Annotated in this window: 20 protein-coding genes; 5 read left to right on the top strand and 15 right to left on the bottom strand. The window is 64.1% G+C overall.

All coding sequences use genetic code 11. The annotated features are described in order from the left end of the window. Positions 1–283: 283 nt before the first annotated feature. A complete protein-coding gene (locus tag B4394_RS19330) occupies positions 284–1,597 on the top strand; it encodes a DEAD/DEAH box helicase (RefSeq protein WP_078311841.1) in 1,314 nt (437 codons plus the stop codon). 73 nt (positions 1,598–1,670) lie between these two features. Here B4394_RS19330 and B4394_RS19325 read toward each other — a convergent pair whose 3' ends face one another. Beyond that, a complete protein-coding gene (locus B4394_RS19325; protein ID WP_078311842.1) occupies positions 1,671–2,591 on the bottom strand; it encodes an acyl-ACP desaturase in 921 nt (306 codons plus the stop codon). Positions 2,592–2,686: 95 nt separating this feature from the next. Further along, positions 2,687–4,654 (bottom strand): CocE/NonD family hydrolase, encoded by a 1,968-nt coding sequence (locus B4394_RS19320; RefSeq protein WP_078315988.1) that lies wholly within the window; start codon positions 4,652–4,654, stop codon positions 2,687–2,689. A 171-nt stretch (positions 4,655–4,825) separates the two neighbouring features. Between B4394_RS19320 and B4394_RS19315 the strand changes: the two genes are divergently transcribed. Together B4394_RS19315 and B4394_RS19310 are read left to right on the top strand one after the other, a co-directional pair. Next, on the top strand, positions 4,826–5,716 hold the full coding sequence (locus B4394_RS19315) for a RecB family exonuclease (protein WP_078315987.1): 891 nt from the start codon (positions 4,826–4,828) through the stop codon (positions 5,714–5,716). Next, positions 5,713–6,522 (top strand): thioesterase family protein, encoded by an 810-nt coding sequence (locus B4394_RS19310; protein ID WP_078315986.1) that lies wholly within the window; start codon positions 5,713–5,715, stop codon positions 6,520–6,522. The genes B4394_RS19315 and B4394_RS19310 overlap by 4 nt, the downstream gene beginning before the upstream one ends. 1 nt (position 6,523) lies before the next feature. Here the strand turns inward: B4394_RS19310 and B4394_RS19305 are convergent, their stop codons facing one another. Both B4394_RS19305 and B4394_RS19300 read right to left on the bottom strand, forming a co-directional pair. Continuing rightward, positions 6,524–7,186, bottom strand: coding sequence for an MOSC domain-containing protein (locus tag B4394_RS19305; protein WP_139360317.1), 663 nt, complete (start codon positions 7,184–7,186; stop codon positions 6,524–6,526). A 19-nt stretch (positions 7,187–7,205) separates the two neighbouring features. Then, entirely contained in the window at positions 7,206–7,871 is a 666-nt protein-coding gene (locus tag B4394_RS19300; RefSeq protein WP_078311739.1) for a TetR/AcrR family transcriptional regulator, read from the bottom strand. A 168-nt stretch (positions 7,872–8,039) separates the two neighbouring features. Between B4394_RS19300 and B4394_RS19295 the strand changes: the two genes are divergently transcribed. Then, positions 8,040–9,440: a cytochrome P450 gene (locus B4394_RS19295; RefSeq protein ID WP_078315985.1), complete on the top strand. Its 1,401-nt coding sequence runs from the start codon at positions 8,040–8,042 to the stop codon at positions 9,438–9,440. A 34-nt stretch (positions 9,441–9,474) separates the two neighbouring features. Next, a complete protein-coding gene (locus B4394_RS19290; protein WP_078315984.1) occupies positions 9,475–10,152 on the top strand; it encodes a nuclear transport factor 2 family protein in 678 nt (225 codons plus the stop codon). A 14-nt stretch (positions 10,153–10,166) separates the two neighbouring features. On the opposite strand, the gene B4394_RS19285 is transcribed toward B4394_RS19290, so the two are convergent. The 11 genes from B4394_RS19285 to nuoF all read right to left on the bottom strand — a co-directional run bounded on the left by B4394_RS19285 (position 10,167) and on the right by nuoF (position 23,923). Next, complete coding sequence (locus B4394_RS19285; RefSeq protein ID WP_078315983.1) at positions 10,167–10,832, bottom strand: ABC transporter permease; 666 nt, start codon at positions 10,830–10,832, stop codon at positions 10,167–10,169. A gap of 51 nt (positions 10,833–10,883) precedes the next feature. Continuing rightward, positions 10,884–12,125: a fatty acid desaturase family protein gene (locus tag B4394_RS19280; protein WP_078311743.1), complete on the bottom strand. Its 1,242-nt coding sequence runs from the start codon at positions 12,123–12,125 to the stop codon at positions 10,884–10,886. A 184-nt stretch (positions 12,126–12,309) separates the two neighbouring features. Further along, complete coding sequence (gene nuoN / locus B4394_RS19275) at positions 12,310–13,908, bottom strand: NADH-quinone oxidoreductase subunit NuoN (RefSeq protein ID WP_078315982.1); 1,599 nt, start codon at positions 13,906–13,908, stop codon at positions 12,310–12,312. Further along, positions 13,905–15,503 carry an NADH-quinone oxidoreductase subunit M gene (locus B4394_RS19270; RefSeq protein WP_078316014.1) on the bottom strand — a complete coding sequence of 533 codons (1,599 nt, stop codon included), beginning with the start codon at positions 15,501–15,503 and terminating at the stop codon, positions 13,905–13,907. The genes nuoN and B4394_RS19270 overlap by 4 nt, the downstream gene beginning before the upstream one ends. A 5-nt stretch (positions 15,504–15,508) precedes the next feature. After that, positions 15,509–17,374, bottom strand: a complete 1,866-nt coding sequence (gene nuoL, locus B4394_RS19265; protein ID WP_139360315.1) for an NADH-quinone oxidoreductase subunit L — start codon at positions 17,372–17,374, stop codon at positions 15,509–15,511. A gap of 24 nt (positions 17,375–17,398) precedes the next feature. Then, on the bottom strand, positions 17,399–17,698 hold the full coding sequence (gene nuoK, locus B4394_RS19260) for an NADH-quinone oxidoreductase subunit NuoK (protein ID WP_078311746.1): 300 nt from the start codon (positions 17,696–17,698) through the stop codon (positions 17,399–17,401). Then, positions 17,695–18,423, bottom strand: coding sequence for an NADH-quinone oxidoreductase subunit J (locus tag B4394_RS19255; protein WP_078311845.1), 729 nt, complete (start codon positions 18,421–18,423; stop codon positions 17,695–17,697). Before B4394_RS19255 ends, nuoK begins: the two co-directional genes overlap by 4 nt. Positions 18,424–18,452: 29 nt before the next feature. Then, the gene (gene nuoI / locus B4394_RS19250; RefSeq protein WP_078311747.1) at positions 18,453–18,989 is read right to left on the bottom strand and encodes an NADH-quinone oxidoreductase subunit NuoI; all 537 of its coding nucleotides are present in this window, start codon (positions 18,987–18,989) and stop codon (positions 18,453–18,455) included. After that, positions 18,982–20,250 (bottom strand): NADH-quinone oxidoreductase subunit NuoH, encoded by a 1,269-nt coding sequence (nuoH, locus tag B4394_RS19245; protein WP_078315980.1) that lies wholly within the window; start codon positions 20,248–20,250, stop codon positions 18,982–18,984. The genes nuoI and nuoH overlap by 8 nt, the downstream gene beginning before the upstream one ends. Further along, complete coding sequence (locus B4394_RS19240; RefSeq protein WP_078315979.1) at positions 20,247–22,631, bottom strand: NADH-quinone oxidoreductase subunit G; 2,385 nt, start codon at positions 22,629–22,631, stop codon at positions 20,247–20,249. The genes nuoH and B4394_RS19240 overlap by 4 nt, the downstream gene beginning before the upstream one ends. Further along, positions 22,628–23,923 (bottom strand): NADH-quinone oxidoreductase subunit NuoF, encoded by a 1,296-nt coding sequence (gene nuoF, locus B4394_RS19235; protein ID WP_078311750.1) that lies wholly within the window; start codon positions 23,921–23,923, stop codon positions 22,628–22,630. Before nuoF ends, B4394_RS19240 begins: the two co-directional genes overlap by 4 nt. Positions 23,924–24,002 lie beyond the last annotated feature (79 nt).

The following is a 24,002-nucleotide window of genomic DNA, read 5'->3' as shown; positions in this document are numbered from 1 at the left end:
GACTCCGAATCGGGCAGACATCGGGGCAGGCAGGAGTGTCCGTCACCAGTGTGTTTCGCCGCACAGGTTTAGCTATCGACGCCAACAGGCAGTAGTGTCTATTACTGAGCGCTGAATTTGCGCTCGCGTCGAAGAACGTTTCTTTCGTCAGCCAGTGTGAATTTAGGCAGACTTTCAGGCTCTTCTCTCGGCGATCGACATTGCCCATTGGCAATCTCGCCACCACAATGCCTCGAAAGGCGTTCAACTACCCATGTCTCAACCCACATTTGATTCTCTCGGCGTGCCCGCACCACTTATTGACGTGTTGCAGGCCGCTGGAATCAGCGCGCCGTTCCCCATCCAGGCCGCGACCCTTCCCGACACCCTCAGTGGCCGTGACGTACTGGCTCGCGGCAAGACCGGCAGCGGAAAGACTCTCGCGTTCTCCCTTCCTGTCGTCGCCCGCATTGCCAGCGGCAACCGGGTGCCGCGCAAGCCGCGTGCACTCGTGCTGGCGCCCACCCGGGAGCTGGCGACCCAAATCAGCGCAGTCATCGAACCTTTGGCGGCGATCTGCCGACTCAAAGTCACCACTATTTTCGGTGGAGTTTCCCAGCACCGGCAGGTGCAGGCCCTTTCGGCCGGTGTCGACATCGTGGTCGCCTGCCCGGGACGCCTGGAAGACCTTCTGAAGCAACGCCATCTGAGCCTGGACGCCGTGGAGATCTGCGTGCTGGACGAGGCCGACCACATGGCCGACCTCGGCTTCCTGCCCGCGGTGACCCGCCTACTGGCCGCGACACCGAGTTCCGGTCAGCGCCTGCTGTTCTCGGCCACTCTGGACAACGATGTCGACAAGCTCGTCAAGCGGTTCCTGCACAATCCTGCCGAGCACTCGGTCGATTCCGTCGACTCCCCCGTCGCCGCGATGACACATCACGTGTTCACCGTCAGCGGCCCCGATGCCAAGCGCGATCTGGTCAACACGCTGGCCTCCGGCACCGGGCGGCGCATCCTGTTCATGCGCACCAAGCATCAGGCAAAGCGGCTCGCGCATCAGCTCAATCAGTCGGGTATCCCATCGGTTGACTTGCACGGCAACCTTTCTCAGGGTGCACGCGACCGTAACCTCGCCGCCTTCTCCAGTGGCCAGGCACGGGTGCTGGTGGCAACCGATGTCGCCGCACGCGGAGTCCACGTCGACGACGTGACATTGGTCGTACACGTCGACCCGCCCGCTGAGCACAAGGCCTACCTGCATCGGTCGGGCCGCACTGCCCGCGCAGGCGGCACCGGTGACGTGGTGACGGTGGTGCTTCCCGAACAGCGACGCGACGTTACGCAGCTGCTGCGCAAGGCCGCCATCACGGCCACCCCGCAGCAGGTGACGGCTCATTCCGATGAGGTCAAGAACTTGGTGGGCGAGGTGGCACCGTATGTGAAACCTGCTCCCGCCCAAAAAGCTAGCGGTTCCCCCGCCCCCAACGGACAGCGCGGCCAGCGGGCGCACCGGCCCCGTGGCGGTACCGAGGGACGCCCCGCGCGGGCGCCTCGGCGCGGTGGACACGGGCAGCGATCCGCGCAGCGCACTGGCAGCAGCAGCACCTCGCGGTAAGTCTGAATCCACGATCAGTAAGCCGATTACCGGAGGTCATCCGCCAACCGCGGGTGACCTCCGGTAATTGCTTTCAGGCACCTCGTGCCGCGCGCGCGGCCGCCCTCTCCTCGTAGTACTTCGCACGTTCATCCACGGCGGCAAGGAATTTCACGAGAGTCTCGCGAGCCTGCTCACCCTCGGGCCCGACATCGGAACGTTCGAACACCCGCCAGAACCGCAGGATCGGCTGCAGCACCTCGTCGTGATGGATGCGCAAGTCGTAGATACCCGCCTTCGCGATGGCAATCGCGTTCTGCGCGAAACCGGCCATCCCCATACCCGGCATCGCGAAGCCGACGATCTCCTTGCAGATCGCCTGTATCGCAGCATCCGGCTCGATATCGAGTGCTGCCGACATGAGATTGCGGTAGAAGACCATGTGCAGGTTCTCGTCCAGCGCCACCCGCGCCAACAGCTGATCGGCAATCGGGCAGCCCGAGGCCCTGCCCGTGTTGCGGTGCGATATCCGGGTGGCCAGCTCCTGGAACGACACATACGCCAGCGCCTCCAGGGGTGTCTTATCCCCCGAGTCGTAGCCGGCGACGGTGTGCGCCATGCGCATTGCCTCAAGATTCGTCGGGTCCACACCACGGGTGACCACCAGATAGTCGCGAAGTGCGATGCTGTGCCGCCCCTCCTCCGCCGTCCACTGGCCCACCCAGGTTCCCCACGCGCCGTCCCGCCCAAATCTCGTGGCGATCTCACGGTGATAGGACGGCAGGTTGTCCTCGGTCAGCAGATTGACGATCAATGCCGCCTGGGCCACCGGGTCGAGAGGGCTGTCCTCCGGCCGCCAATCCTCGCCACCAAGGAAGGCAAAGTCCCTGCCCCGGCTCCATGGCACGTAATCATGTGGGGCCCATGGCCGCGCGACACCCAGGTGCCGTTCGAGATTCGCCTCGACAACGGGCTCCAACTCGGTGAGCAATCGCGTTTGCAGTCCGGTCACCATCTCGTCCACCTCTCCTTTCGGCCTACCCCCATCTCTAACCTACGGTACCGTAAGTTACAGGAAAAGTGGCTGACGAATTGGTGAACTGACGAGGACTAGGCAGCCCCGGCGCCGGCGCCCGCAACCACGGGTGCCACCAGGTAACTCGGCTGGTCAGGGTCCAGAACGAGAGTCTGACCGTGGCGACTCGCCCACAGTTCGGGAATGGACGGTATGTACCTCGGCAGGCTGGCGGCCGAGACGACCACCCGCAGCCGGTGCCCGGCCGCGATCACCGCATCTACCTCCGTGAGATCGATATCGAGTGTTATCGGCACACCGGGCTCCACCGGGAGCTTGCACCCCGCACCGGTGGGATGCCAAGGCGATAGATAGTCGCCGTCCGCGGTCCGCAGGCTCTTGCCCTCATCCACGCCCCGCCGCGATGCCAGCAGCGCGCCCTCGGCCAGCATCCGGGAAAAGCCGTCGGGTGCCACATCCGTCACCGAAACGACCCAGAATGCCTCCGTCCCCAACGCTTTGGTACGCAGATGAAGGTTGAGCGCCCCGGAGATCACCCATGACTCCGCGGCCGCGACGCTGGTGAACGTGAGCGCACCACGCTCGAAGTAGCGCGAGTCCTTGAGCCCGGACGTTCCCAAGGCGGCGGTGATACCGGCCGTCAACCGGGAGGTCGTCGGCGATTTCAGCAGTCCCATCCGGCGCCGAAGGAGGTGCTCGGTCCTATTGAGCGGTGCGGCACCACCCAACGACCCGTCGAATGTCGAACCAGCGCCCACGCCCGAGGGTTCGGCGTCCAGGTAGAAGCGTTGCGGCCTTGCCTCGGGCCGCGGATAGGCGTCCAGGGTGTGCCAACCGCCATTTTGCTGCTGCAAGGTGAGCGGGCCGTAGCTCTCCATTCCGTTGTCAATACCTTTGAGCCACCTGTCAAACCACGCACGCTGCAAGACATCCAGCCGAGGCGGTCCACCCTGGCGGCCAAGCTGTGAACCCGGAGAGCCGTGATACCCCTCGTTGATGACGACCTGAAATCTGCCACCCGGCAACGCGGCTCGGCGATGGATACGCAAGGCGGCCGGACCAAAGATGTCGTCCCACGCCCCATAGACAAACGTCGGGATCTCGATGTCCTCGAACCGGGGGCTGATCTGCTGGAAGTATTCGTCGTCGTCGATCAGTGCACCCTTGCCGCGCAGCCCCTCGAAGATGTACCGCACCACGCGATTCAGCGGCGCCCGCAACCGCCCCGCGAGCCAGCCCAGCCCGATGCCACCACGTGTCACATCCGACGGCGACGGCAGCCACTTTCCCAGGGCGACGGCAAGCATCCAGACGGGGAGGAAAAATGTCTGTGCTCCACCGGTTTTCATGAGGTCTCGAGATATGTCACTGACCGGCTCCACCGCGAACACCGCGCCGAGACCAGGCACCCGATTCCCCGCGGCCTGGAGCGAGTTGATCGAGCAGTAGGAGACTCCATACATCCCCACCCCGCCGTCGCACCATGGTTGCGCCTGCGCCCACGCCACCACTTCGGCGGTGTCGCGCTGCTCGACATCGTTGAGCATCCCCCAGTCACCGGTGGAGGCGCCGGTTCCCCGAACGTCCACAACCACCTGGGCGTACCCACTGCGGATCAGTGAGTCATTCACCCCAAACGTCGTCAGGCCACCGCCCGGAATCGCACGCGCCAGCTCGGCGAGCTCGACGAGACGCGGGTTCTTCGGCGGCGCGGCGGGCACGGTCACGCCGAACCGGCTCAGCCCCCGAAGCAGCCACGCAGCCAGATGAGTAACGGATTTGTTGTAGGGGGTGAGGTTGAAAAGCACCGGCACCGGGTCACTCACCGGAGTCCCGTCCGCGTTGGCCGGCCGGAACACCTGGGCTTTGAGCACGGTCCCATCGGACAGCGGTATCGAGACATTGGGAGTGAAGGACACCCGGGAGTACCGACTGGGTCCATCGGTCACCGCGGTCCATCGATCGGCCTGGGCAGCCCCGGCGAGCGCCGTGTCGTTTACCTGCAGGCTCTCCAGAGGGCTTCGATGCTTTGCCGTCGTCACTGCGTGTTCCTCTCGGGCGGGGCCGCGCTGCCCATGGCCAATGAGAGGTTCACGTTACTTCGAGTACGGGTATTTCGGGGACGACTTGTGACATGTGTTGAATGGCGCCCGCCTATTTTGTGCGCGGCGTGGCGTCAGCACCTGTCGGACGTGATGCCTAGGCTGCCAACCATGGAGGAGACCACGCAGAACCGGCCAACGCGCCGGCCCGCACTCTCTCCTTCTCGTGCCAGCGACTTCAAGCAGTGCCCACTGCTGTACCGGTTCCGCGCGATCGACAGGCTCCCCGAGCCGCCGTCCACAGCACAGGTGCGCGGCAGTCTCGTGCACGCCGCTCTGGAAGATCTCTATGCTCGGCCCGCCGCCGAACGGGAGTATGCCACCGCCGCCGGATTGGTGGAGCCCGCGTGGGAACGCCTCGTGGAATCGAACCCCGAACTCGCCGCAGTGGTCGAGGCCGAGCGCCTTCCAGGGTTTCTCGACGAGGCCAGAGACCTGCTCTCGGGCTACTACCGGCTCGAAGATCCCACCCGTTTCGATCCCGACAGCTGCGAGGAGCGCGTCGAGGTCGAGTTGTCCGACGGCACGATGCTGCGCGGATTCATCGACCGCATCGATATCGCACCCGGAGGCGCGATGCGTCTGGTGGATTACAAGACCGGACGCGCACCTCGCGCCCTGTTCGAAGCCAAGGCGCTGTTTCAAATGAAGTTCTACGCCGTCGCGCTGTATCGCACCCGCGGTGTGGTGCCGCGGCGGCTGCGACTGCTGTATCTGTCCGATGGCGAGGTGCTCGACTACTCACCGGATGAGGCGGAGCTGCTGAAGTTCGAGAAGACGTTGATGGCGATCTGGCGGGCGATTCAAAACCTCGGCACCACGGGTGACTTCCGGCCCAACCCGTCCCGACTATGCGGCTGGTGCGCCCATCAGTCGCTGTGCCCCGCATTTGGCGGCACGCCGCCGCCCTACCCGGGCTGGCCCTCCGATTACGGTGTCTCTGATACGGATATCGAAGATGCCGAAGCCTCCGCGACCGCGATCCCGGGAGATGCCGCATGACGCTGGACCTGACTGGCTGCTACTACCGGCGCTTGGACGCCGACGGCGAGTTCCAGGTATTCGAGTCCACCGCGCTGACCGCCAGCGGGTGGGGTCCGAATCTCCAGCACGGCTCGCCCCCGATGGCGTTGCTACTCAAGGCCATCGAGGAGCTGCCCGAGCCGCGTGAGAGCCTGCGGATCGGCCGGGTCGCGCTGGACATCCTCGGCCCGGTTCCCCTGGAGCCGGTGCGGGTGCGGGCGTGGATCGAACGGCCGGGGCGCCGGATCGCCCTTGCGGTCGCCGAGATGGAGGCGCACGCCAACGGCGGATACCGTGCGGTCGCGCGGGCCAGCGCGTGGCTGTTGGCCACATCGGTGACCGCCGACAAGGCCAGTGACCGATATCCACCACTGCCCGAGTACCCGCAGGGCGCCACCCCGCCCGCCTTCGGTTTCGAGGGCTCCAACTACTCGAAATCTGTTGATTTTCAGTGGTTTTCGGTGCCAGATGGGGAACCACAGGTAGCCTGGATGCGACCACACGTGCATATCGTTGACGCCGAGCCCACCACTCCATGGCAGCGGCTGGCGTCGGTGATCGATTCCGCGAACGGGATCGGCGCGGTGCTCAACCCGCTGCGATTCGTCTACATGAACACCGACACCGTGATGCACGTGCACCGGATTCCCCACGGTGATGATTTCGGAGTGCGCGCCCGCATGTCGGTCGGACCCGACGGTGTCGGCGTGACCACGGCGGAGATCTTCGACCGCCGGGGTTACATCGGCTCCAGCGCACAGACCGTGTTGGTCCAGCGGCGGTAGATTACGGCGAACCGCTCCTGCGCCGGACGGTTTCCTTGATGCGCTCGGGCAGCGCGGGAACGTCAAGCAGTTGGGGAAGCAATGCGGGTTCACGGGTCAGCGCCCGGAAGGCCAGCCCGACGGTGACATCGTGGTCTGGACTGTTGCCGATGGTGATCCGGTCACCCGGACATACCGCGCCGGGCGAAACGACCCGTAAATAAGCACCGGGAACCGCCTGCACGGTAAAGGTTTTGACCCAACCCTGTTGGTCGAGCCAGGCCGCGAATGTCCGGCACGGTATTCGCGGTGACGAGACCTCCAGCACCAGACCGTCGGTACCGACATGCCATTGCTCGCCGATTTTGGCGCCGGTTACGTCGATATCGCAGGTGGTGAGGTTCTCCCCGAATTGGCCATTGGTCAGCTCCCGGCCCAGTTCTTCCTGCCACCAGTCAAGGTCTTCGCGGGCGTACGCGTACACGGCTTGGTCGTCGCCGCCGTGCACGGTGTGATCCCCGATGGCGTCACCGCCCAGGCCACTGCCGGTACCGTCGCCCACCTCCCCGGGCGCACGCACCGCGACCGCCGAATCGATGGGTCGCTTGTCGATCCCGGTCGGGACGGGCCCGCCCGTAGGGTTCGAACGGAGTCCGCCCACATTCACCGTCAAAACTGTCGCCACCGCACCAGGATACGGAGCGCTAGCGTGCAGCACGCATCAGCGGCAGTAGATACCTGCCCGCGAATTCGCGGGTGTTCTCGTCGGTATCTGTCGGCACCAGCACCGACGGATTCATCAGAAACGTCGACGTCAGCCGCAGCGCCAAGTCCAGCGCCCGCTTGACCGCCGCGGCGGGATACGCATCATCGGCCAGCAATTCCGCGATGACGGCAAGCAGACCTTGATAGCCGGCCGCATTTACGTCGAAAACGTTCCGCGAGAACGATTCCGAGTCGAATTCCTTGAGTGCCAGCACCAGCGGATGATCACGCGCCTCGCGCATGCCCATGACGAATGCTTCGACCATCCGGTCTTCCGCGTTGGACAAGGGTGCGAGCACCACCTGTGCCCGGACAAAGAATTCCGTTGTCTCCCTGACTAATACCGCCGCGACGATGTCTTCTTTGTCCCCACACTTGCGGTACAGCGTCGGCCGGGACACGCCGGCACGACGCGCGATGTCTCCCACCGCGGTACGACCGATCCCGTGAGCGACGAATTCCTCGCGTGCGGCATCCAACAGGCGAGAGGTCGCCACGTTGGTGTCGGACAAGGCACCGGTGGCCAGCTGCCGCAGCAAGGAGTCGAGCTCTACCACGGAGCCGATCCTAACGGCGGGGACCGATGCACCATCGACACGACTCACGGCTGCTCCCTCCGAATCGCCTACCTGGTGTTTGAATCAATGAATTACTTTTGATTCAGTATTGCACACGGCCCCGATCCGCCATACACTTCGCCACCAGAATCACTGTTCGGCATCGCAGCGGGTCGGTTTCCTGGCCTCGCGACCGACCGCAGAGAAGAGGCAGACATGCACGCCACCGACACGAACCCCGCCGCGCGGGAACTACCGCAGACCGGCGTACCCCGGCTTCCTCCAAGGCTCCCGCTGCGTCGGGCCGCACTCTTGGGGCTCAGCTGTATGGGCGAGCCGTCTCGTCTGCCGTACCTGCTATTGCCCAAGATCGCGCATCGGTACGGCGACATCGTCCGCCTGTTCACGGGGCCGAAGCCCGCACTCACACTCACCCTGATCAACCATCCCGACTACGTCGACCACGTCTTTACGCGCCACCACGACCGCTACGTCAAACACGAGGCCACCATCGAGCTGGTCTCCGGGGAGCCGGTGGCCCTCCCCTTGCTCGAAGGGCAGGAGTGGAAACGTGTCCGCTCCGCGTTCAATCCCTACTTCGGCGAGCGCGCTTTGGCAGCGGCGACTCCGCTCATGATGGACGGAATAACCGATCGGGTCGACGCCTGGTCCCGCCATGCGGACAGCGGGGAACTGGTGGATCTCGAGCACGAACTCGGCGCGGTGGTGATGGACGGCCTGATGCGCTCGATGTTCAAGGTTCAACTCAGCCCGGACGAGATCGATCACGCGGTCGACGGGGCGCGGCGATATGGCGTCTACGTCATCAGCAGGGTCGCCATGCATTTCCTGCCCAGCTGGATACCAAACCCTTTGCACCGCAAAGGTGAGGAGTCCAAAACGGAACTCTTTGGCATCCTCGACCGCTTCGTCGACGAGCGCGCGGGCTGCCCGGTTTCCGATACGCCTGACCTCGTGGATGCCTTGCTGGGACTGGAGTTCGACGGCTGCCCGCAGACGCAGCACCGGCGACGGCGATCTGAGGCCGCCGGGCTGGTGTTCGCGGGATTCGAGACCACCGCCGCCGCCCTCGCCTGGACGATCGCGCTGCTCTGCCGAAACCCGATCGCGCTCGGTAAGGCGTACGCAGAGATTGACGCGCTCGGCGGGAAGACACTGGAATACGACGACCTGGAGAATTTGAAGTACCTGAGGGCGTGTTTCGATGAGGCGCAGCGCTTTCAGGCCGCACCCGCCAATGTCAGAACGGCCGTACAGGACGACGAGATCGGCGGCTACTTCATTCCACAGGGCTCGCAGGTCATCATCACGCAGTACGCGCTGCAGCGTGATCCCCGGTTCTGGAAGGAACCGGACACATTCAATCCCGACAGATTCCTGACCGACAGGATCAATCGGAATGCGTTTCTGCCCTTCAGTATCGGGCCCCGCAAGTGTATGGGTACACGGATGGCCTACATCGAGGGAACCCTGGTCCTCGGAACCATCTTGCAGCGCTACGCATTACAGATCCGCGACGGGTGGACGCCCCGACATCGCGTGCGGGTGTCCACCGGCTTGGCGGGCGGTCTGCCGGTGCGTCTCTTCGCCCGCTGAGCCAGCACATGTTTCCCACGATGAAAGGAACGAAATGAGCAGATTGGAAAGACTGGGGCCCTCCCCGGAGCACGCGAAGTACCAGCCACTCATGCCGGATTTCTGGAGGAAGGTGCAGCAGCAGGAAAATAACGACATCGAACGCGGTCTTCCCGCCCAGGGCCGAACAGAGTTCGCGTCCACATGGTTCGATGCCTGGGCCGAGCAGGATATCAAGAAGATCGACTACTGCATCGCCGAGGACTGTAGCTACATCGACAGCTCGACGTTCCAGGAGAACAGGCTCGGACGCCAGTTCACGATCGACAACTGCCAGGCCGCCTTCGACGTCTTCCCCGACTTCGCCTTCTATCCGCAGGACGGGACGAATCGGTCGCTGCCCTACTGGGACTACTTCGATGGTCAGTGGCGCGTGACCATTCCGTGGCGAGGCATCGGCCGCATGATCGGCGAGACCATCGAACCCAACACCGGAGCCAAGCTCAAGGGAACGGGCCGCTGCCTGAACTTCATTGGCATTGACCGCTATACATTGACCGACGACTTCAAGATCACCCACATCGACACCGACTGGGACATGCTCTACGGCGCCGCACAGCTGGCGGGATTGGGCCCCCTCATGCGGAGCCGCAGCCTTCAGAAGATCGGACTACGCGCCGCCAGCGTGGTCGCACCGGCGTTCCGTCTGGCGACCCTGCTGACCACGCGGTGACCGCGTCGCTTTGGTCAGGACCGGTCAGCGGGCGCGGAGACACCTTTGTAGCAAGCGATGAGGCCTCCCATGAACCCGAGAGCCGCCGCCTCGATAGCCACAATCAGCACATTGGTCGGACTCATCAGCTGCGCCAAGTTCCCGATGAACAGACTCAGCGGAGTGTGCTGACCGAAAGCCGAGAAGAAGTAGACGCCAGCTGCCCCAACAGCTATCAACGCCAGCGGCACCGCGGCGACCGCGGTAGCGAGGACGCGGGGAACGATGAACCCGTGCGTGACGTCCACGCCTCTGCCCCGCATGGCGTCGATCTCCTGCTGAATCCGGGGCGAATCGGCCTCGGCGAAGACAACGGTGGCACCCGTGGCCGCCGCGACCAACACCGCGTGCGTCGGGAATCCCGTCGGGCCGAACACCAGGGCCTCCAGGACGAGCACGATCACTACGGCCAGCGGTATCGCCACCATGCACATCGGCAGCACCGACACTCTGGCTATCGACCACACCTGCCGGAAGAACTCGCCCACGGCGGGTGGGCGACGGAGCATGGCACCCAACGTGTCCAGTGCCATCCCCAGAAAGCCGGTAAAAGTTCGCCTGGGCTTCTCGATAGGACTCGAGATAAGGCCATTCCCCCGGTCTGCGTCGGTCACCGTCGGGGCCTCTAGATACGTGGTCACATATCAGTGCATATCGCGTTCTGCCCGCCTTCGCGGCGGAATCACAAAAATCTAGACGGGCACCTTGCTGCGGCGGCGCTCACGGACCATGGCGATGGCAGTCTTGAGCCCGCGCCGCGGAACCGAATCTGACTCGGTGGCAAGAGGTTCCAGGACCACGAACATGCGCTCACTACGAGTCTCCGGCGCATTGTCCGCGGTAGCACGCAGGAACCGGTCCGGTAGCGACAGCTTGGCGATGGTCCGCCAGGTCTTCGCGTACTGGAGCAGCATCGATCCGGTCGTATACGGCAGGTCGTAGCGCTCGCAGATGTCCCGCACGCGCACCGAGATCTCGTGCAGCCGGTTGCTCGGCAAGTCCGGGTACAGGTGGTGCTCGATCTGATGACACAGGTTGCCACTCATCAGCCGCATCGTCGGCCCCGCATCGAAGTTCGCGCTGCCCAGCAGCTGACGCAAGTACCACTGGCCACGCGTCTCGTTCTCCATATCGGTCACGGAGAACTTCTCGGCGCCGTCCGGAAAATGCCCGCAGAAGATGACGGCGTTGGACCAGAAGTTGCGAATCAGGTTGGCCGTCGCCGTGGCGGTCAATGTGGATCGGTAGGTCGCCCCCGGCGACAGCGCGGTGATTGACGGGAATGCGACGTAATCCTTGAAGACCTGCGAACCCGCGGACGTGATCAGCTCACGCACCCGCTGCTTGGTCGCCTCGCGGGTTTCCTTTGTCCAGATCTTGCGGAACTCCAGGTGCTGCAGGGCAATTCCCCACTCGAATCCCGCCGCGAGGATGAAATTGAGCGGCAGGTTCAGGAGGTTGCGCACCTTCCACGGCTCGTCGCGCGTGACACGGAGGATCCCGTAGCCCACGTCGTCGTCCAGGTCGAGGATGTTGGTGTACTTGTGATGCTCGACGTTGTGCGTGAAGCGCCAGTGCTTGGAGGCGCCGGCCATGTCCCACTCCCACGTCGAAGAGTGAATCTCGGGATCGTTCATCCAATCCCATTGACCGTGCATGACGTTGTGGCCGATCTCCATGTTCTCGATGATCTTGGCAACGGCCAGCGTCACGGTGCCGGCCCACCATGCGGAGCGCTTCTTGCTCGCCGCCAAAAGGGCGCGGCCAGTCAATTCGAGCGCGCGTTGCGCGCCGATGGTGCGCCGGATATAACGGGCGTCACGCGTACCGCGCGACTCCTCGATCTCACGCCGGAGCCCATCGAGCTCGACGGCCAGGTTCTCGACGTCCTCGCTGGTGAGATGCGCGAATGCCGAGATGTCCGTGATCGCCATTGGTGTCCTTCCGCAGCTGCGATACCGCCACCCTACGGTACCGTAGGTTACTCGCCGGTAAATGGACACGCCACAGGTGGTGACAACCAGGCCACGCTATGCCTCGACACGCCGCATTCTGCACAGATCCGGGGCGTGTCGTCGCCACGTGCGGCGAGTCACGGCCGGTGATCGGTGACTGGACTCACGTGGCGAAGTTGACGAGATTCCCAACCAGTTCGAGCAGCGGCTGGGGCACCACGCCGAGGAGAACCGTGACGAGCGCACTCACTCCAATCGATATCGCGACGGCGGGGCCCGGGATCCGGAGCACCCCCGAGTCCGGCACCGGATCGGCGAAGAACATCAGCACGATCACCCGCACGTAGAAGTATGCGGCGATAGCGCTGCACATCACGCCCACCACCACCAGCGGCATGGCCCCGCCGGACGCTGCGGCCTCAAAGACCGCGAACTTGCTGACGAATCCACTCGTCAACGGGATACCCGCGAAGGCCAGCAGAAACAGTGCGAAGACAATACCGAGCACCGGCGACCGGCGACCGATTCCGGCCCATCGACTCAGATCGGTGATCTCTTCGTCCTCATCCGGGCCGTGCTCTCCGTTGTCCGAGCGCACGAGTCCCGCAATGGCGAAAGCCCCCACGGTGCTGAAACCGTATGCCGCCAAATAGAACAACGTCGACGACACACCACGCTCATTGGCGGCCGCGACCCCGGTCAAGAGAAATCCGGTATGCGCGACCGCCGAATAGGCCAACATGCGCTTGACGTCGGTCTGCGTCACCGCACCGATAGATCCGATCAGCATGGTGGCGATCGCCACCGCCCACAGCACCGGACGCCAGTCGGCCGTGATCCCCGGCAGCGCCACATACAGAACTCGCAGCAACGCCCCGAACGCCGCGATCTTGGTGGTGGCTGCCATGAATGCGGTGACCGGGGTCGGTGCACCTTGATACACATCGGGGACCCAGAAGTGGAAGGGCACCGCTCCTACCTTGAACAGCAGACCCACCGACAGCATGGCGACTCCGAGCAGCAAGAAGGACCGCTCCCCCGCATCTGCCTGGACAGCCCGTGCGACCGCGCCGAGTTCAACGGTTCCGGCGTATCCGTATACGAAGGCCGAGCCGAACAGGAAGAACGCAGAGGAAAAAGCCCCGAGCAGAAAGTACTTGAGCGCCGACTCCTGGGACAGCAGACGCCGACGTCGGGCCAGCGCACACATCACGTATAGCGGAAGCGAGAACACCTCCAGGGCAACAAACATCGTCAGCAGATCGTTGCAGGCAGGAAAGAGCATCATGCCGGCGATCGCAAATAATGTCAGCGGAAAGATCTCCGTTTGGGTGATACCTGTGCGGTTCAGCACTCGCTCCGGTTCACCGCCCGGAACGCTGGATGCCTGCGCGGCGAAGGCGTCCAGGCCACCCCCGGCGCCCACCGTACTGGGAAGCGCGGCAACTGTTCTGCGTTGTGCTATCACCGCCAGTGCCAGACCGGATGCCACCAGGATGAGCCCCTGCAAGTAGAGCGTGGGGCCGTCTATCGCCACCGCGCCGTTCATGACGACGTGACGCGAACCGCTCAGTGCCACCACTGCCACAAAGGCGCCGAGGATTCCGGCGGTGGCCAGCGCCAGTTGCGTGGCGAACCGGTACCGCCGCACAACGAATGCCTCCACCAGTACCGACACCACCGCGACCCCGAACATGATCAGCATGGGAGAAAGCGCGCCATAGGCGATCGGCGGTGCGGGAAGGATTCCGATATCGGTCATCGTCGCTCACCTTCGCCGTGACGGAGGGCGACATCGGCCACAACCGGCGGTGGGTCTTTCTCGTTGACGGTGCGCAGGGTCTGTTCGACCGCGGGATTCACGATGTTTAACAGTGGCTTGGGGTAGATGCCCAGCACGAGCAGCAACGCGACCAACGGCACCACCACGGCGAGCTCACGGCGCTTCAGATCGCCGATGGTCTCGTTCCCGGGTGCCAGCGGGCCGGTCATCATCCGCTGGTACATCCACAACACGTAGATAGCGGCCAGCACCAACGCGACGACCGCACACGCCGCGGCCAGCGGGTACCGCGTGAATGTCCCCACCAGCACCAGGAACTCACTGATGAACGGCGCCAACCCGGGCAGCGACAGCGTGGCCAGACCGGCCACCAAGAAGGACCCGGCGAGAACCGGTGCCACCTTTTGCACTCCACCGTATGCCGCGATGAGACGAGAGCCTTTACGGGACACCAGGAACCCTGCCACCAACATCAACGCCGCGGTGGAGATGCCGTGGTTGACCATATACAACGTCGAACCCGATTGCCCCTGACTGGTCATCGCGAAGATGCCCAGGATGATGAAGCCGAAATGCGATATCGAGGTGTAGGCGATCAGTCGCATCACGTCGGTCTGACCGATCGCCAGGATGGCACCGTAGACGATGCCGACGACTGCCAGCGTGATGATCACCGGCGTGAAATATCTACTGGCATCGGGGAACAACTGGATGCAATACCGCAGCATCGCGAACGTTCCCACCTTGTCGACGATCGCCATCATGAGCACCGCACTGGCCGGGGTCGCGTGCACGGCGGCATCCGGCAGCCAGGTATGGAGCGGCCAGAGCGGGGCCTTCACCGCGAACGCGAACATGAAGCCGAGAAATAGTGCCTTGGCGACGCCGGGGTCGATTCCGAGTGCGCCGGTGGCGACCATTTCGGTGATATCGCGTAGATCGAAAGTTCCACCCGGGCTTCCGGGCTGGCCCTGCGCCGTGACCACGTAGAGCCCGATGACGGCCGCCAGCATGATGAGGCCGCCGAACAGGTTGTACATCAAGAATTTCACCGCCGCGCGTGACCGCTGCTTGGTGTCGGAGTGCGTGCTCCCGAATCCTCCGATCAGGAAGTACATCGGGATGAGCATCGCCTCGAAGAAGATATAGAACAGCAACACGTCCAGCGCGGAGAAGGACAGCAGCACCATCGATTCCACGACCAGGATTAGCGCGATATAGCGTTGCGCCACAGGACGATTACCGTACCCCGGGGCATCTGCTCCGTCATTCCAGGCGGCCAGCAACAGGATCGGCAGAAGGCCAGCTGTCAGCAGCACCAGCGCGAGCGCGATTCCATCGAGACCCACCGCGTACTTCATCCCGAATGCCGGTATCCAGGACACCGATTCGACGAACTGATACTGCGGACCCGCGGGATCAAAGGCAATCGCGAGCGCAATCGCGACGATCAGGACCAGCAATGAGGCACCCAGCGCCACGTATTTGGCCAGGGTCCGCTGATGGATCGGCATGATCAGCACGGCACCGGCGCCCACCAGGGGAATAAGCCACAGAGCTGTTACGGCACCCATCGCACTCACCACCTCACTGCCATCAACGCCGCGACCACCAGAGCCGCACCGGCGCACATGGATAACGCATAGGAGCGAACGTGGCCGGTCTGCATATGCCGCACCCAACCCGAGACGGCGCCCAGTGCGGAGGCCACAGCATTGACAAGGCCGTCGACCCAGCGGTCGTCGGCGAGCACCAACCCACGGGTGAGACGTTGTCCGGGACGCATGAACACTGCCTCGTTGACGGCATCCCCATAAAGGTCCCGGCGCGCGGCAACGGTGAGCGCCGAACCTTGCGGAGCCGTTTCAGGCACGTCGGCGCGATACATCCGGTAGGCGACACCCACTCCGCAGAGCACCACCGTGACGGTGATAGCGCTGATCACCCACGCGGGAACGGGTAGCTCGCCATGATGCGCACCGACAATCGGTTCCAGCCAGTTCTGCAGGGCCCCACCGAAGCTGAGCAGGAATCCCGCGGCCACGGAACCGATGGCGAGCACCATCATCGGCCAGGTCATCACCGACGGCGACTCATGTGGATGCGCGTCCTGTCGCCATCGGCGGGCACCGAAGAAGGTGAGGAGCATGACCCGAGTCATATAGAAGGCCGTGATCCCGGCCCCCAGCAGCGCCACCGACCCGAGGAGGAATCCGCCGGCACCGCCATGCCCGAAGGCGACCTCGATGATCTTGTCCTTCGAATAGAACCCCGCGAATGGCGGAACCCCGATGATGGCGAGGTATCCGAGCCCGAAGGTGATGAAGGTGATCGGCATGACGGAGCGCAACCCACCGTAACGGCGCATATCGGTTTCTTCGTTCATACCGTGCATGACCGAACCGGCACCGAGGAACAGCCCCGCCTTGAAGAACCCGTGCGTGAGCAGATGCATGATCGCCACCGCATACCCGGCGGGCCCCAGCCCCGCCGCCAACACCATGTAGCCGATCTGTGACATCGTGCTGGCGGCAAGGGCCTTCTTGATGTCGTCCTTGGCACAGCCGATGATCGCTCCGAAGAGCAGGGTGATGGCACCGACGCTCACCACCGCGACCTGCGCGTAGGGGGCGCGTTCGAAGATCGGGCCGGACCGGGTGATCAGATAGACACCGGCGGTCACCATGGTGGCCGCATGGATGAGGGCCGACACCGGGGTGGGGCCCTCCATCGCATCCCCAAGCCAGGACTGCAGCGGCACCTGGGCCGATTTTCCGCACGCCGCCAGCAATAGCGCCAATCCGATTGCGGTGTCGCGACTCTCGCCGGCCGCACCCGCCGAGCCGAGCACCTGGGCGAAGCCGACAGAGCCGAACGTCGCGAACATCAGCATCATGGCCAGGGCCAACCCCATGTCGCCGACGCGGTTGACGATGAAGGCCTTCTTGGCCGCGGCGGCGGCCGAAGGTTTCTGGTACCAGAAGCCGATCAACAGGTAGGACGCCAGGCCAACTCCCTCCCAGCCCACATACAACCCCAGGAAGTTGTCGGCGAGCACCAGCAGCAGCATCGCCGCCAGAAAGAGATTCAGGTAGCCGAAAAACCGTCGCCGGTCAGGGTCATCCGCCATGTACCCGATCGAGTAGATGTGGATAAGCGAACCCACCCCGGTGATCAGCAGTGCGAAACACACGGACAGCTGATCGAGTGTCAATCCGAAATCGACGCGCAGTGCCCCGACCGGAACCCAGGCGAAGAGCGTTTCGTGCACCATACGTTCGGAGGCTGTGCGGCCGAGCATGCCGATAAATGACACGACGGCTACGAGAAAGGAGGCCAACGCCGTCGCGCAACCCAAGAGATGCCCCCAGCCATCACCCCGGCGGCCGACAAGCAGAAGGACGGCCGCACCAGCCAGGGGCAGCACCGGCATGAGCCATGTCACGGGCACTCCTTCCTAGAACTATCCCTAGAATCTCAATAGATCGGCGTCGTCGACCGAAGCCGACCTACGGGTGCGGAATATGGTCATGATGATCCCCAGTCCCACAACCACTTCCGTGGCCGCGACCACCATGGTGAAGAATGCGATGACCTGGCCGTCGAGGTTTCCATGCATCCGGGCGAAGGTGACGAACGCCAGGTTGGCCGCGTTGAGCATCAGCTCGACACTCATGAAGACCACGATCGCGTTGCGGCGCAACATCACGCCGGCAGCCCCGATGGTGAAGATGAGCGCAGCCAGATAGAGGTAATTGTCGGGATTCACCGCACCTCCATGTCTCGCGGAGTGAGCACACCGCTGACCGACAGCTCCGAGAATGACCCGTCAGGAAGCAGCGCGGGCACGTCGACAGCGTTATGCCGCGCGTACACACCCGGATTGGGCAATGGCGTGGCACGGTCGCCATGCTGGAAACGGCGAATGGCCATCTCGCGCTGTCCACCCGTCTGCCCGAGCTTCTCGCGGTGCGCCAGCACCATCGCGCCGATCGTCGCGGTGATCAACAGTGCGCCGGTGAGTTCAAACGCCCACAGGTAGTCGATGAAGATGCGCTCGGCCAGACCTTCCACATTGCCGCGGCTGTTGGCTTGGTCGAGCCCGACGAATGCTGTGGTCGAAGCATTTCCGATGCCCGCAACGGCCAGCATCCCGAACCCAAGCCCGGCGGCGATGGCACCCACCCGCTGCCCCGGCAGGGTCTCCACCAGCGAGTCGGAGGAATCTACACCCACAAACATGAGGACGAACAGAAATAGCATCATGACCGCGCCGGTGTACACCACCACCTGGGCGACCCCGAGAAACAGCGCGCCCTGGGCCACGAAGAACACCGCAAGGATCACCATGGTCATAGCCAGGAAGATCGCCGAATAAACCGCCTTGGGTGCGGCGATCACACCGAGCGCGCCGAGCACGGCGACGGTGCCAAGCACCCAGAACGTCACCCCCTCCCACGTCGGCGTGCGCGAGAGCCCCTCGGCCGCAAGCACCGTCACATGGCCGGCCACGGTATCGAAGCTCACCTGACCTCCTCCCCGGGCTGAGGCAGGTTGCCCAGGTAGTAATCCGTGTCGGTGGTGCCGGGATACATCGCGTGCGGCGGCGGCGCCATTCCGGGCTGCAGCGGTGCCAGCAGTTTGTCCTTGCCGTAGATGAGGTCGGACCGGTTGTCATCGGCCATCTCGTAGTCGTTGGTCATGGTCAGAGCGCGGGTCGGGCACGCCTCGATACACAGCCCGCAACCGATGCACCGCAGATAGTTGATCTGGTAGACCCGGCCGTATCGCTCGCCTGGCGAGAAGCGTTCTTCCTCGGAATTGTCGGCGCCCTCGACGAATATGGCATCGGCCGGACATGCCCAGGCACACAGCTCGCAGCCGATGCATTTCTCGAGCCCGTCGGTGTACCGGTTGAGCTGGTGCCTTCCGTGATATCGGGCGGCGGTGGGCTCCTTCTTCTCGGGGTACTGCTCGGTGAGGCGCTTTTTGAACATCGACGAGAAAGTCACCCAGAACCCCGCCATGGCGTCGACCGAATGTCGCAGAAGATTAGGCATGTGCGTCCTCCTTGGTGGTCGAACCCGGGCCCGCACCGGCGTGCTGCCCGGACAGTGGCGGCACCGGGAATCCGCCGGCCATCGGATCGAAACTGCTGGATAACAAGATTTTTGGCGATTCGGGGCGCCGCGACAGGGCGCCCACCAGGGCGATGCTGCCCACTGAGACCACGACGCCGATGACCCCGAGGATGATCGACGGATTTCCGTATCCATAGAGCGCCATGGCCTGTACCACTCCGACGACGACAATCCATACCAGCGCCACCGGGATCAAGACCTCCCAGCCCAGCCGCATGAACTGGTCGTAGCGCAGCCGCGGCAATGTGGCGCGCAGCCACATGAACAGGAACATGAAGCCCCAGACCTTGGCCACGAACCACAGCACCGGCCACCATGAGGTGTTCGCACCGTCAATCAGGCTCAACGGCCAGGGCGCATGCCAGCCACCCAGGAACATGGTCGCGGCCAACCCGGAAACCGTTGCCATGTTGATGTATTCGGCGAGCATGAACATCGCGAAGCGCAGTGAGGAGTATTCGGTATGGAAGCCGCCGACCAGCTCACCCTCCGCTTCGGGCAGGTCGAACGGAGCCCGGTTGGTCTCGCCGACCATGGCGGTCACGTACACGAGGAACGACGGCAGCAGCAGAAAGACATACCACCGGCCGGCCTGCGCCGCGACGATCCCCGAAGTCGACATCGTTCCGGCCAGCAGGAATACGGCGGCGAAGGTCAGACCCATCGCGATCTCGTAGGAAATCACCTGCGCGGAGGACCGCAATCCACCCAGCAGCGGGTAGGTAGATCCGGAGGCCCAGCCACCCAACACAATCCCGTACACGCCCACGGAAGTGACCGCTAGCACGAAAAGAATCGCCACCGGGAGATCGGTGAGCTGAAGCGGTGTGCGATGCCCGAAGAACGAGACCACGGGACCGAACGGAATGACCGCGTACGCGACGATCGCCGGCACTACAGAGATGATGGGCGCCAGGAGGTAGATCGGCTTGTCGACCCCGGCGGGGGTCAGGCCCTCCTTGAGGGCCAGTTTCACGCCGTCGGCCAGGCTCTGCAGCAGTCCGAACGGGCCCACCCTGTTGGGACCGATGCGACGCTGCATCCAGGCAAGCACCTTGCGCTCGACAAGAATCGCCACGAGCACGGTGAGCACCAGGAAGGCGAACACCGCAACACATTTCAGGAGTACGAGCCATAGCGGATCAATTCCGAACTGTGACAAGTCCGTCTTTCCTGTCACGCCGCCACCTCGATTCGGACCAGTTGCCCGAGCGCCGGGCCGAGCTGCTGATGAACCTCCGAACCGGCCGAGCGCAGGGGCACCCACACCACCCTGTCGGGCATCTCGGTGATCCGCAGGGGCAGGGTAATGGCACCGCGGATCGACTCCGACATGCTGCGTACGGTCACCAATTCGCCTTCGGAAGCGCCGATCTCGATGGCGGTCGCCTCCGATAGCCGCACCTCGGCGGTATGGGCGGTCCCGGCAAGAAACTGCTCACCGTCCTGCAGCCGACCGGCGTCCAGCAGCAGCCGCCATGACGCCAGTACCGCCTCGCCCGCCTCGGGCCGCGGCCTGGCGGTCGCCCTGATCGGCCCCGGGGTCTCCCGCGCCCCTTCCCACGGACCTATGTCCGCGAGCTCGGCGAGTGCCTCGGTTGCGTGGTTCAGGCCGATCGGACGATCCATCCGCTGCGACAGCGCGGCAAGCACTCTGAGATCGTCGAGGGCGTCACTGGTGTCCAGCGTGGTCTGGAAGGATCTCAGCCGGCCCTCCCAATTCACGAAGCTGCCGGATTTCTCCGCGACCGCCGCCACCGGAAGTACCACGTCGGCGAGCTCGGTGACGGAGCCGTGGCGCATCTCCAGGCTCACCACGAATCCTGTCTTGAGCGCACCGACAGCGGCTGCGGGATACGGAAGATCCGCCAGCTCGATTCCACCGACAAGGAACGCGTCGAGTCCACTCCCCGGATCCAACATGCCGGCGGCGTCGAGTCCGGGCATGTCGGGCAGTGCGATCACTCCCCACTTGTCGGCAACATAGCGTCGCGCTGCGCTGTCCGATACCGGGTGGCCACCCGGCAGGAGCCTGGGCAGTGCGCCAGCTTCCAGGGCTCCACGCTCCCCTGCCCTGCGGGGAACCCACACCAGTGTCGCGCCCGTCTTCGCGGCGAGCTGGGCCGTGGCCGACAGCGCTCCGGGTATCCACGCCAGCCGTTCCCCCGCCATGATCACGGCTCCGGGCTGGCGCAAGAGTTCCGAATCAGCCAGGCCCGCGATGGTTTCCGGTTCACTACCGGGAACGGTGGCGATCACCCGGGCCGAGAGCTTGGTGGATCCGCGGCTGACAAAGGGCGCGATAGTGAGCACCCGCAGTCCCCGCTTGCGGACTCCCTTGCGCAACCGCAGGAAGACGATGGGAGATTCCTCTTCCGGTTCGAACCCCGCCAGCAGAACCACCGGCGCGGATTCCACAGCCGCATACGTCTGCGTCATCCCGTGCCCGGCGACGCCGGAGCCGAGGAACGCGGCCTCCTCGGCGCTATGCGCGCGGGCCCGGAAGTCGATGTTATTGGTGCCCATCACCGTGCGGGCGAACTTGACATATGCGTAGGCGTCTTCGACGGTGAGCCGTCCACCGGTGAGGACCCCGGCGTTGGTGCCCGCATCCGCTAAACCCTTTGCGGCGGTTTCCAATGCCTGCGGCCACGACACAGCCACCAGATTTCCGGACTCGTCGCGGATCATCGGATGGGTGATGCGGTCGCCCGCGGTGGCGTACGTGAACGCCCAGCGCCCCTTGTCGCAGTTCCATTCCTCGTTGACTTCGGGATCGTCACCGGCCAGGCGCCGCAGGACCTTTCCCCGCCGGTGGTCCGTGCGCTGCGCGCATCCGCTGGCACAGTGCTCACACACACTAGCGGTGGATACCAGATCGAACGGTCGGGCCCGGAATCGGTACGCGGCGCCCGTGAGAGCACCCACTGGGCAGATCTGCACGGTGTTGCCGGAGAAGTAAGACTCGAAGGGTTCGTCGCTGGCGATGCCAACCTGTTGTTGCGCACCGCGTTCGAGAAGCTCGATGAAGGGGTCACCGGCCACCTGTTGGGAGAACCGGGTGCACCGCGCACACAGGACACAGCGCTCTCTGTCGAGTAGCACTTCGGTGGATAGCGGAATCGGCTTGGGAAACGTGCGCTTGGCTTCGGCGAACCGGGTCTCGGCGCGACCTGTCGACATGGCCTGGTTCTGCAGTGGGCACTCGCCGCCCTTATCGCAGACTGGACAGTCGAGTGGGTGATTGATCAGCAGCAGTTCCATCACACCGCTCTGCGCCTTCTGCGCTGCTGCGGACGTGACCTGCGTATGCACCACCATCTCGTCGGTGACGGTGGTGGTACAGGCGGCCAACGGTTTACGCTGCCCCTCCACTTCGACCAGACACTGGCGGCAGGCACCCACCGGATCGAGCAGCGGGTGATCGCAGAACCGGGGAATCTGGACGCCAATCAACTCAGCGGCACGAATGACCAATGTGCCCTTGGGCACCGAGATACTGGTTCCGTCGATGTTGACGGTAACCAGCTCAATCTCGGTCCCCCTTTCTACGGCAGTCATCGGTTCCCCTCCCCGAAGACGGTGCTGGCCCCCGAATCGAAGGGACATCCGTTCTGTAGGTGTGCCTCGTACTCTCCGCGGAAGTACTTGAGCGAGGACATGATCGGACTCGCGGCGCCGTCACCGAGAGCGCAGAATGACTTACCCAGCACGATGTCCGAGATGTCGAGAAGTTTGTCCAGGTCTTCGGCGGCGCCCTCACCCGATTCCAGTCGCTGGAGGATGCGCACCAGCCAATAGGTACCCTCCCGGCAGGGTGTGCATTTACCGCAGGACTCGTGCGCGTAGAACTCGGTCCACCTCAGCACCGCACGCACCACGCACGTGGTGTCATCGAATATCTGTAATGCCTTGGTGCCCAGCATCGATCCGGCGGCGCTTACCCCCTCGTAATCGAGCGGGACATCCAGATGCTCGGCGGTGAACAACGGTGTCGATGAGCCACCGGGAGTCCAGAACTTGAGCCCGTGCCCGTCGCGCACTCCCCCTGCCAGCTCCAGCAGCTCGCGCAGTGTCACTCCGAGCGGAGCCTCATACTGTCCGGGAGTGCGCACATGCCCGGACAACGAGTACAGCGTGAATCCCGGCGATTTCTCCGATCCCATTGTCCGGAACCACTCGGGACCGCGCCTCAGGATGACCGGGACACTCGCGATGGACTCGACATTGTTGACGACCGTCGGACTGGCATACAGACCGGCAACCGCGGGAAACGGGGGCCGCAGCCGCGGCTGGCCGCGGCGTCCCTCCAACGAGTCCAAAAGCGCGGTCTCTTCTCCGCAGATGTAGGCGCCCGCACCGGCGTGCACTACCAGCTCCAGATCGAAACCACTATCAAGAATATTGCGGCCCAGGTATCCGGCCTCGTACGCCTGTGCCACCGCCGTCTGCAACCTCCGGATCACCGAGATCACCTCACCGCGCACGTAGATGAAGGCATGTGCGGCGCGGATCGCGTAGGCGGCGATCACGATTCCCTCGATGAGGGTGTGCGGTGTCGCCAGCATCAACGGAATGTCTTTGCAGGTGCCGGGTTCGGACTCATCGGCGTTCACCACCAGGTAGTGCGGCTTGCCGTCACCCTGCGGAATGAAAGACCATTTGGTGCCTGTAGGGAATCCGGCACCTCCCCGCCCGCGCAGACCCGCGTCCTTGACCAAGGCGATGACCGCATCCGGCTCCATACCCAGTGCGGTGCGCAGACCCTGGTAGCCCTCATGGCGCAGATACCCACCGAGAGTCCAGGAGTCGGCCTCGTCCCAGTGCTCGGACAGGACCGGGGCCAGGATCATTGACGACACCGAGTCACTCCCTTCATCTCTCCCGTACGTCTTTGGCTAGTCGCAGACCCGCCAGTGTCGGGGCGCCCCG

Origin of the sequence: Mycobacterium sp. D16Q16, from assembly GCF_002013745.1 — a bacterium.
Classification (GTDB): Bacteria; Actinomycetota; Actinomycetes; order Mycobacteriales; family Mycobacteriaceae; genus Mycobacterium.
The sequence above is the reverse complement of the archived record's forward strand: the minus strand, read 5'-3'. Positions and strand labels throughout refer to the sequence as shown.

Bases quoted from the DNA above. Each gene is read 5' to 3' on its own strand.
- B4394_RS19325 (WP_078311842.1), bottom strand. From the start codon at position 2,591: ATGGTGACCGGACTGCAAACGCGATTGCTCACCGAGTTGGAGCCCGTT.
- B4394_RS19315 (WP_078315987.1), top strand. From the start codon at position 4,826: ATGGAGGAGACCACGCAGAACCGGCCAACGCGCCGGCCCGCACTCTCT.
- B4394_RS19310 (WP_078315986.1), top strand. From the start codon at position 5,713: ATGACGCTGGACCTGACTGGCTGCTACTACCGGCGCTTGGACGCCGAC.
- B4394_RS19295 (WP_078315985.1), top strand. From the start codon at position 8,040: ATGCACGCCACCGACACGAACCCCGCCGCGCGGGAACTACCGCAGACC.
- B4394_RS19290 (WP_078315984.1), top strand. From the start codon at position 9,475: ATGAGCAGATTGGAAAGACTGGGGCCCTCCCCGGAGCACGCGAAGTAC.
- B4394_RS19280 (WP_078311743.1), bottom strand. From the start codon at position 12,125: ATGGCGATCACGGACATCTCGGCATTCGCGCATCTCACCAGCGAGGAC.
- nuoN (WP_078315982.1), bottom strand. From the start codon at position 13,908: ATGACCGATATCGGAATCCTTCCCGCACCGCCGATCGCCTATGGCGCG.
- B4394_RS19270 (WP_078316014.1), bottom strand. From the start codon at position 15,503: ATGGGTGCCGTAACAGCTCTGTGGCTTATTCCCCTGGTGGGCGCCGGT.
- nuoI (WP_078311747.1), bottom strand. From the start codon at position 18,989: ATGCCTAATCTTCTGCGACATTCGGTCGACGCCATGGCGGGGTTCTGG.
- B4394_RS19240 (WP_078315979.1), bottom strand. From the start codon at position 22,631: ATGACTGCCGTAGAAAGGGGGACCGAGATTGAGCTGGTTACCGTCAAC.
- nuoF (WP_078311750.1), bottom strand. From the start codon at position 23,923: ATGATCCTGGCCCCGGTCCTGTCCGAGCACTGGGACGAGGCCGACTCC.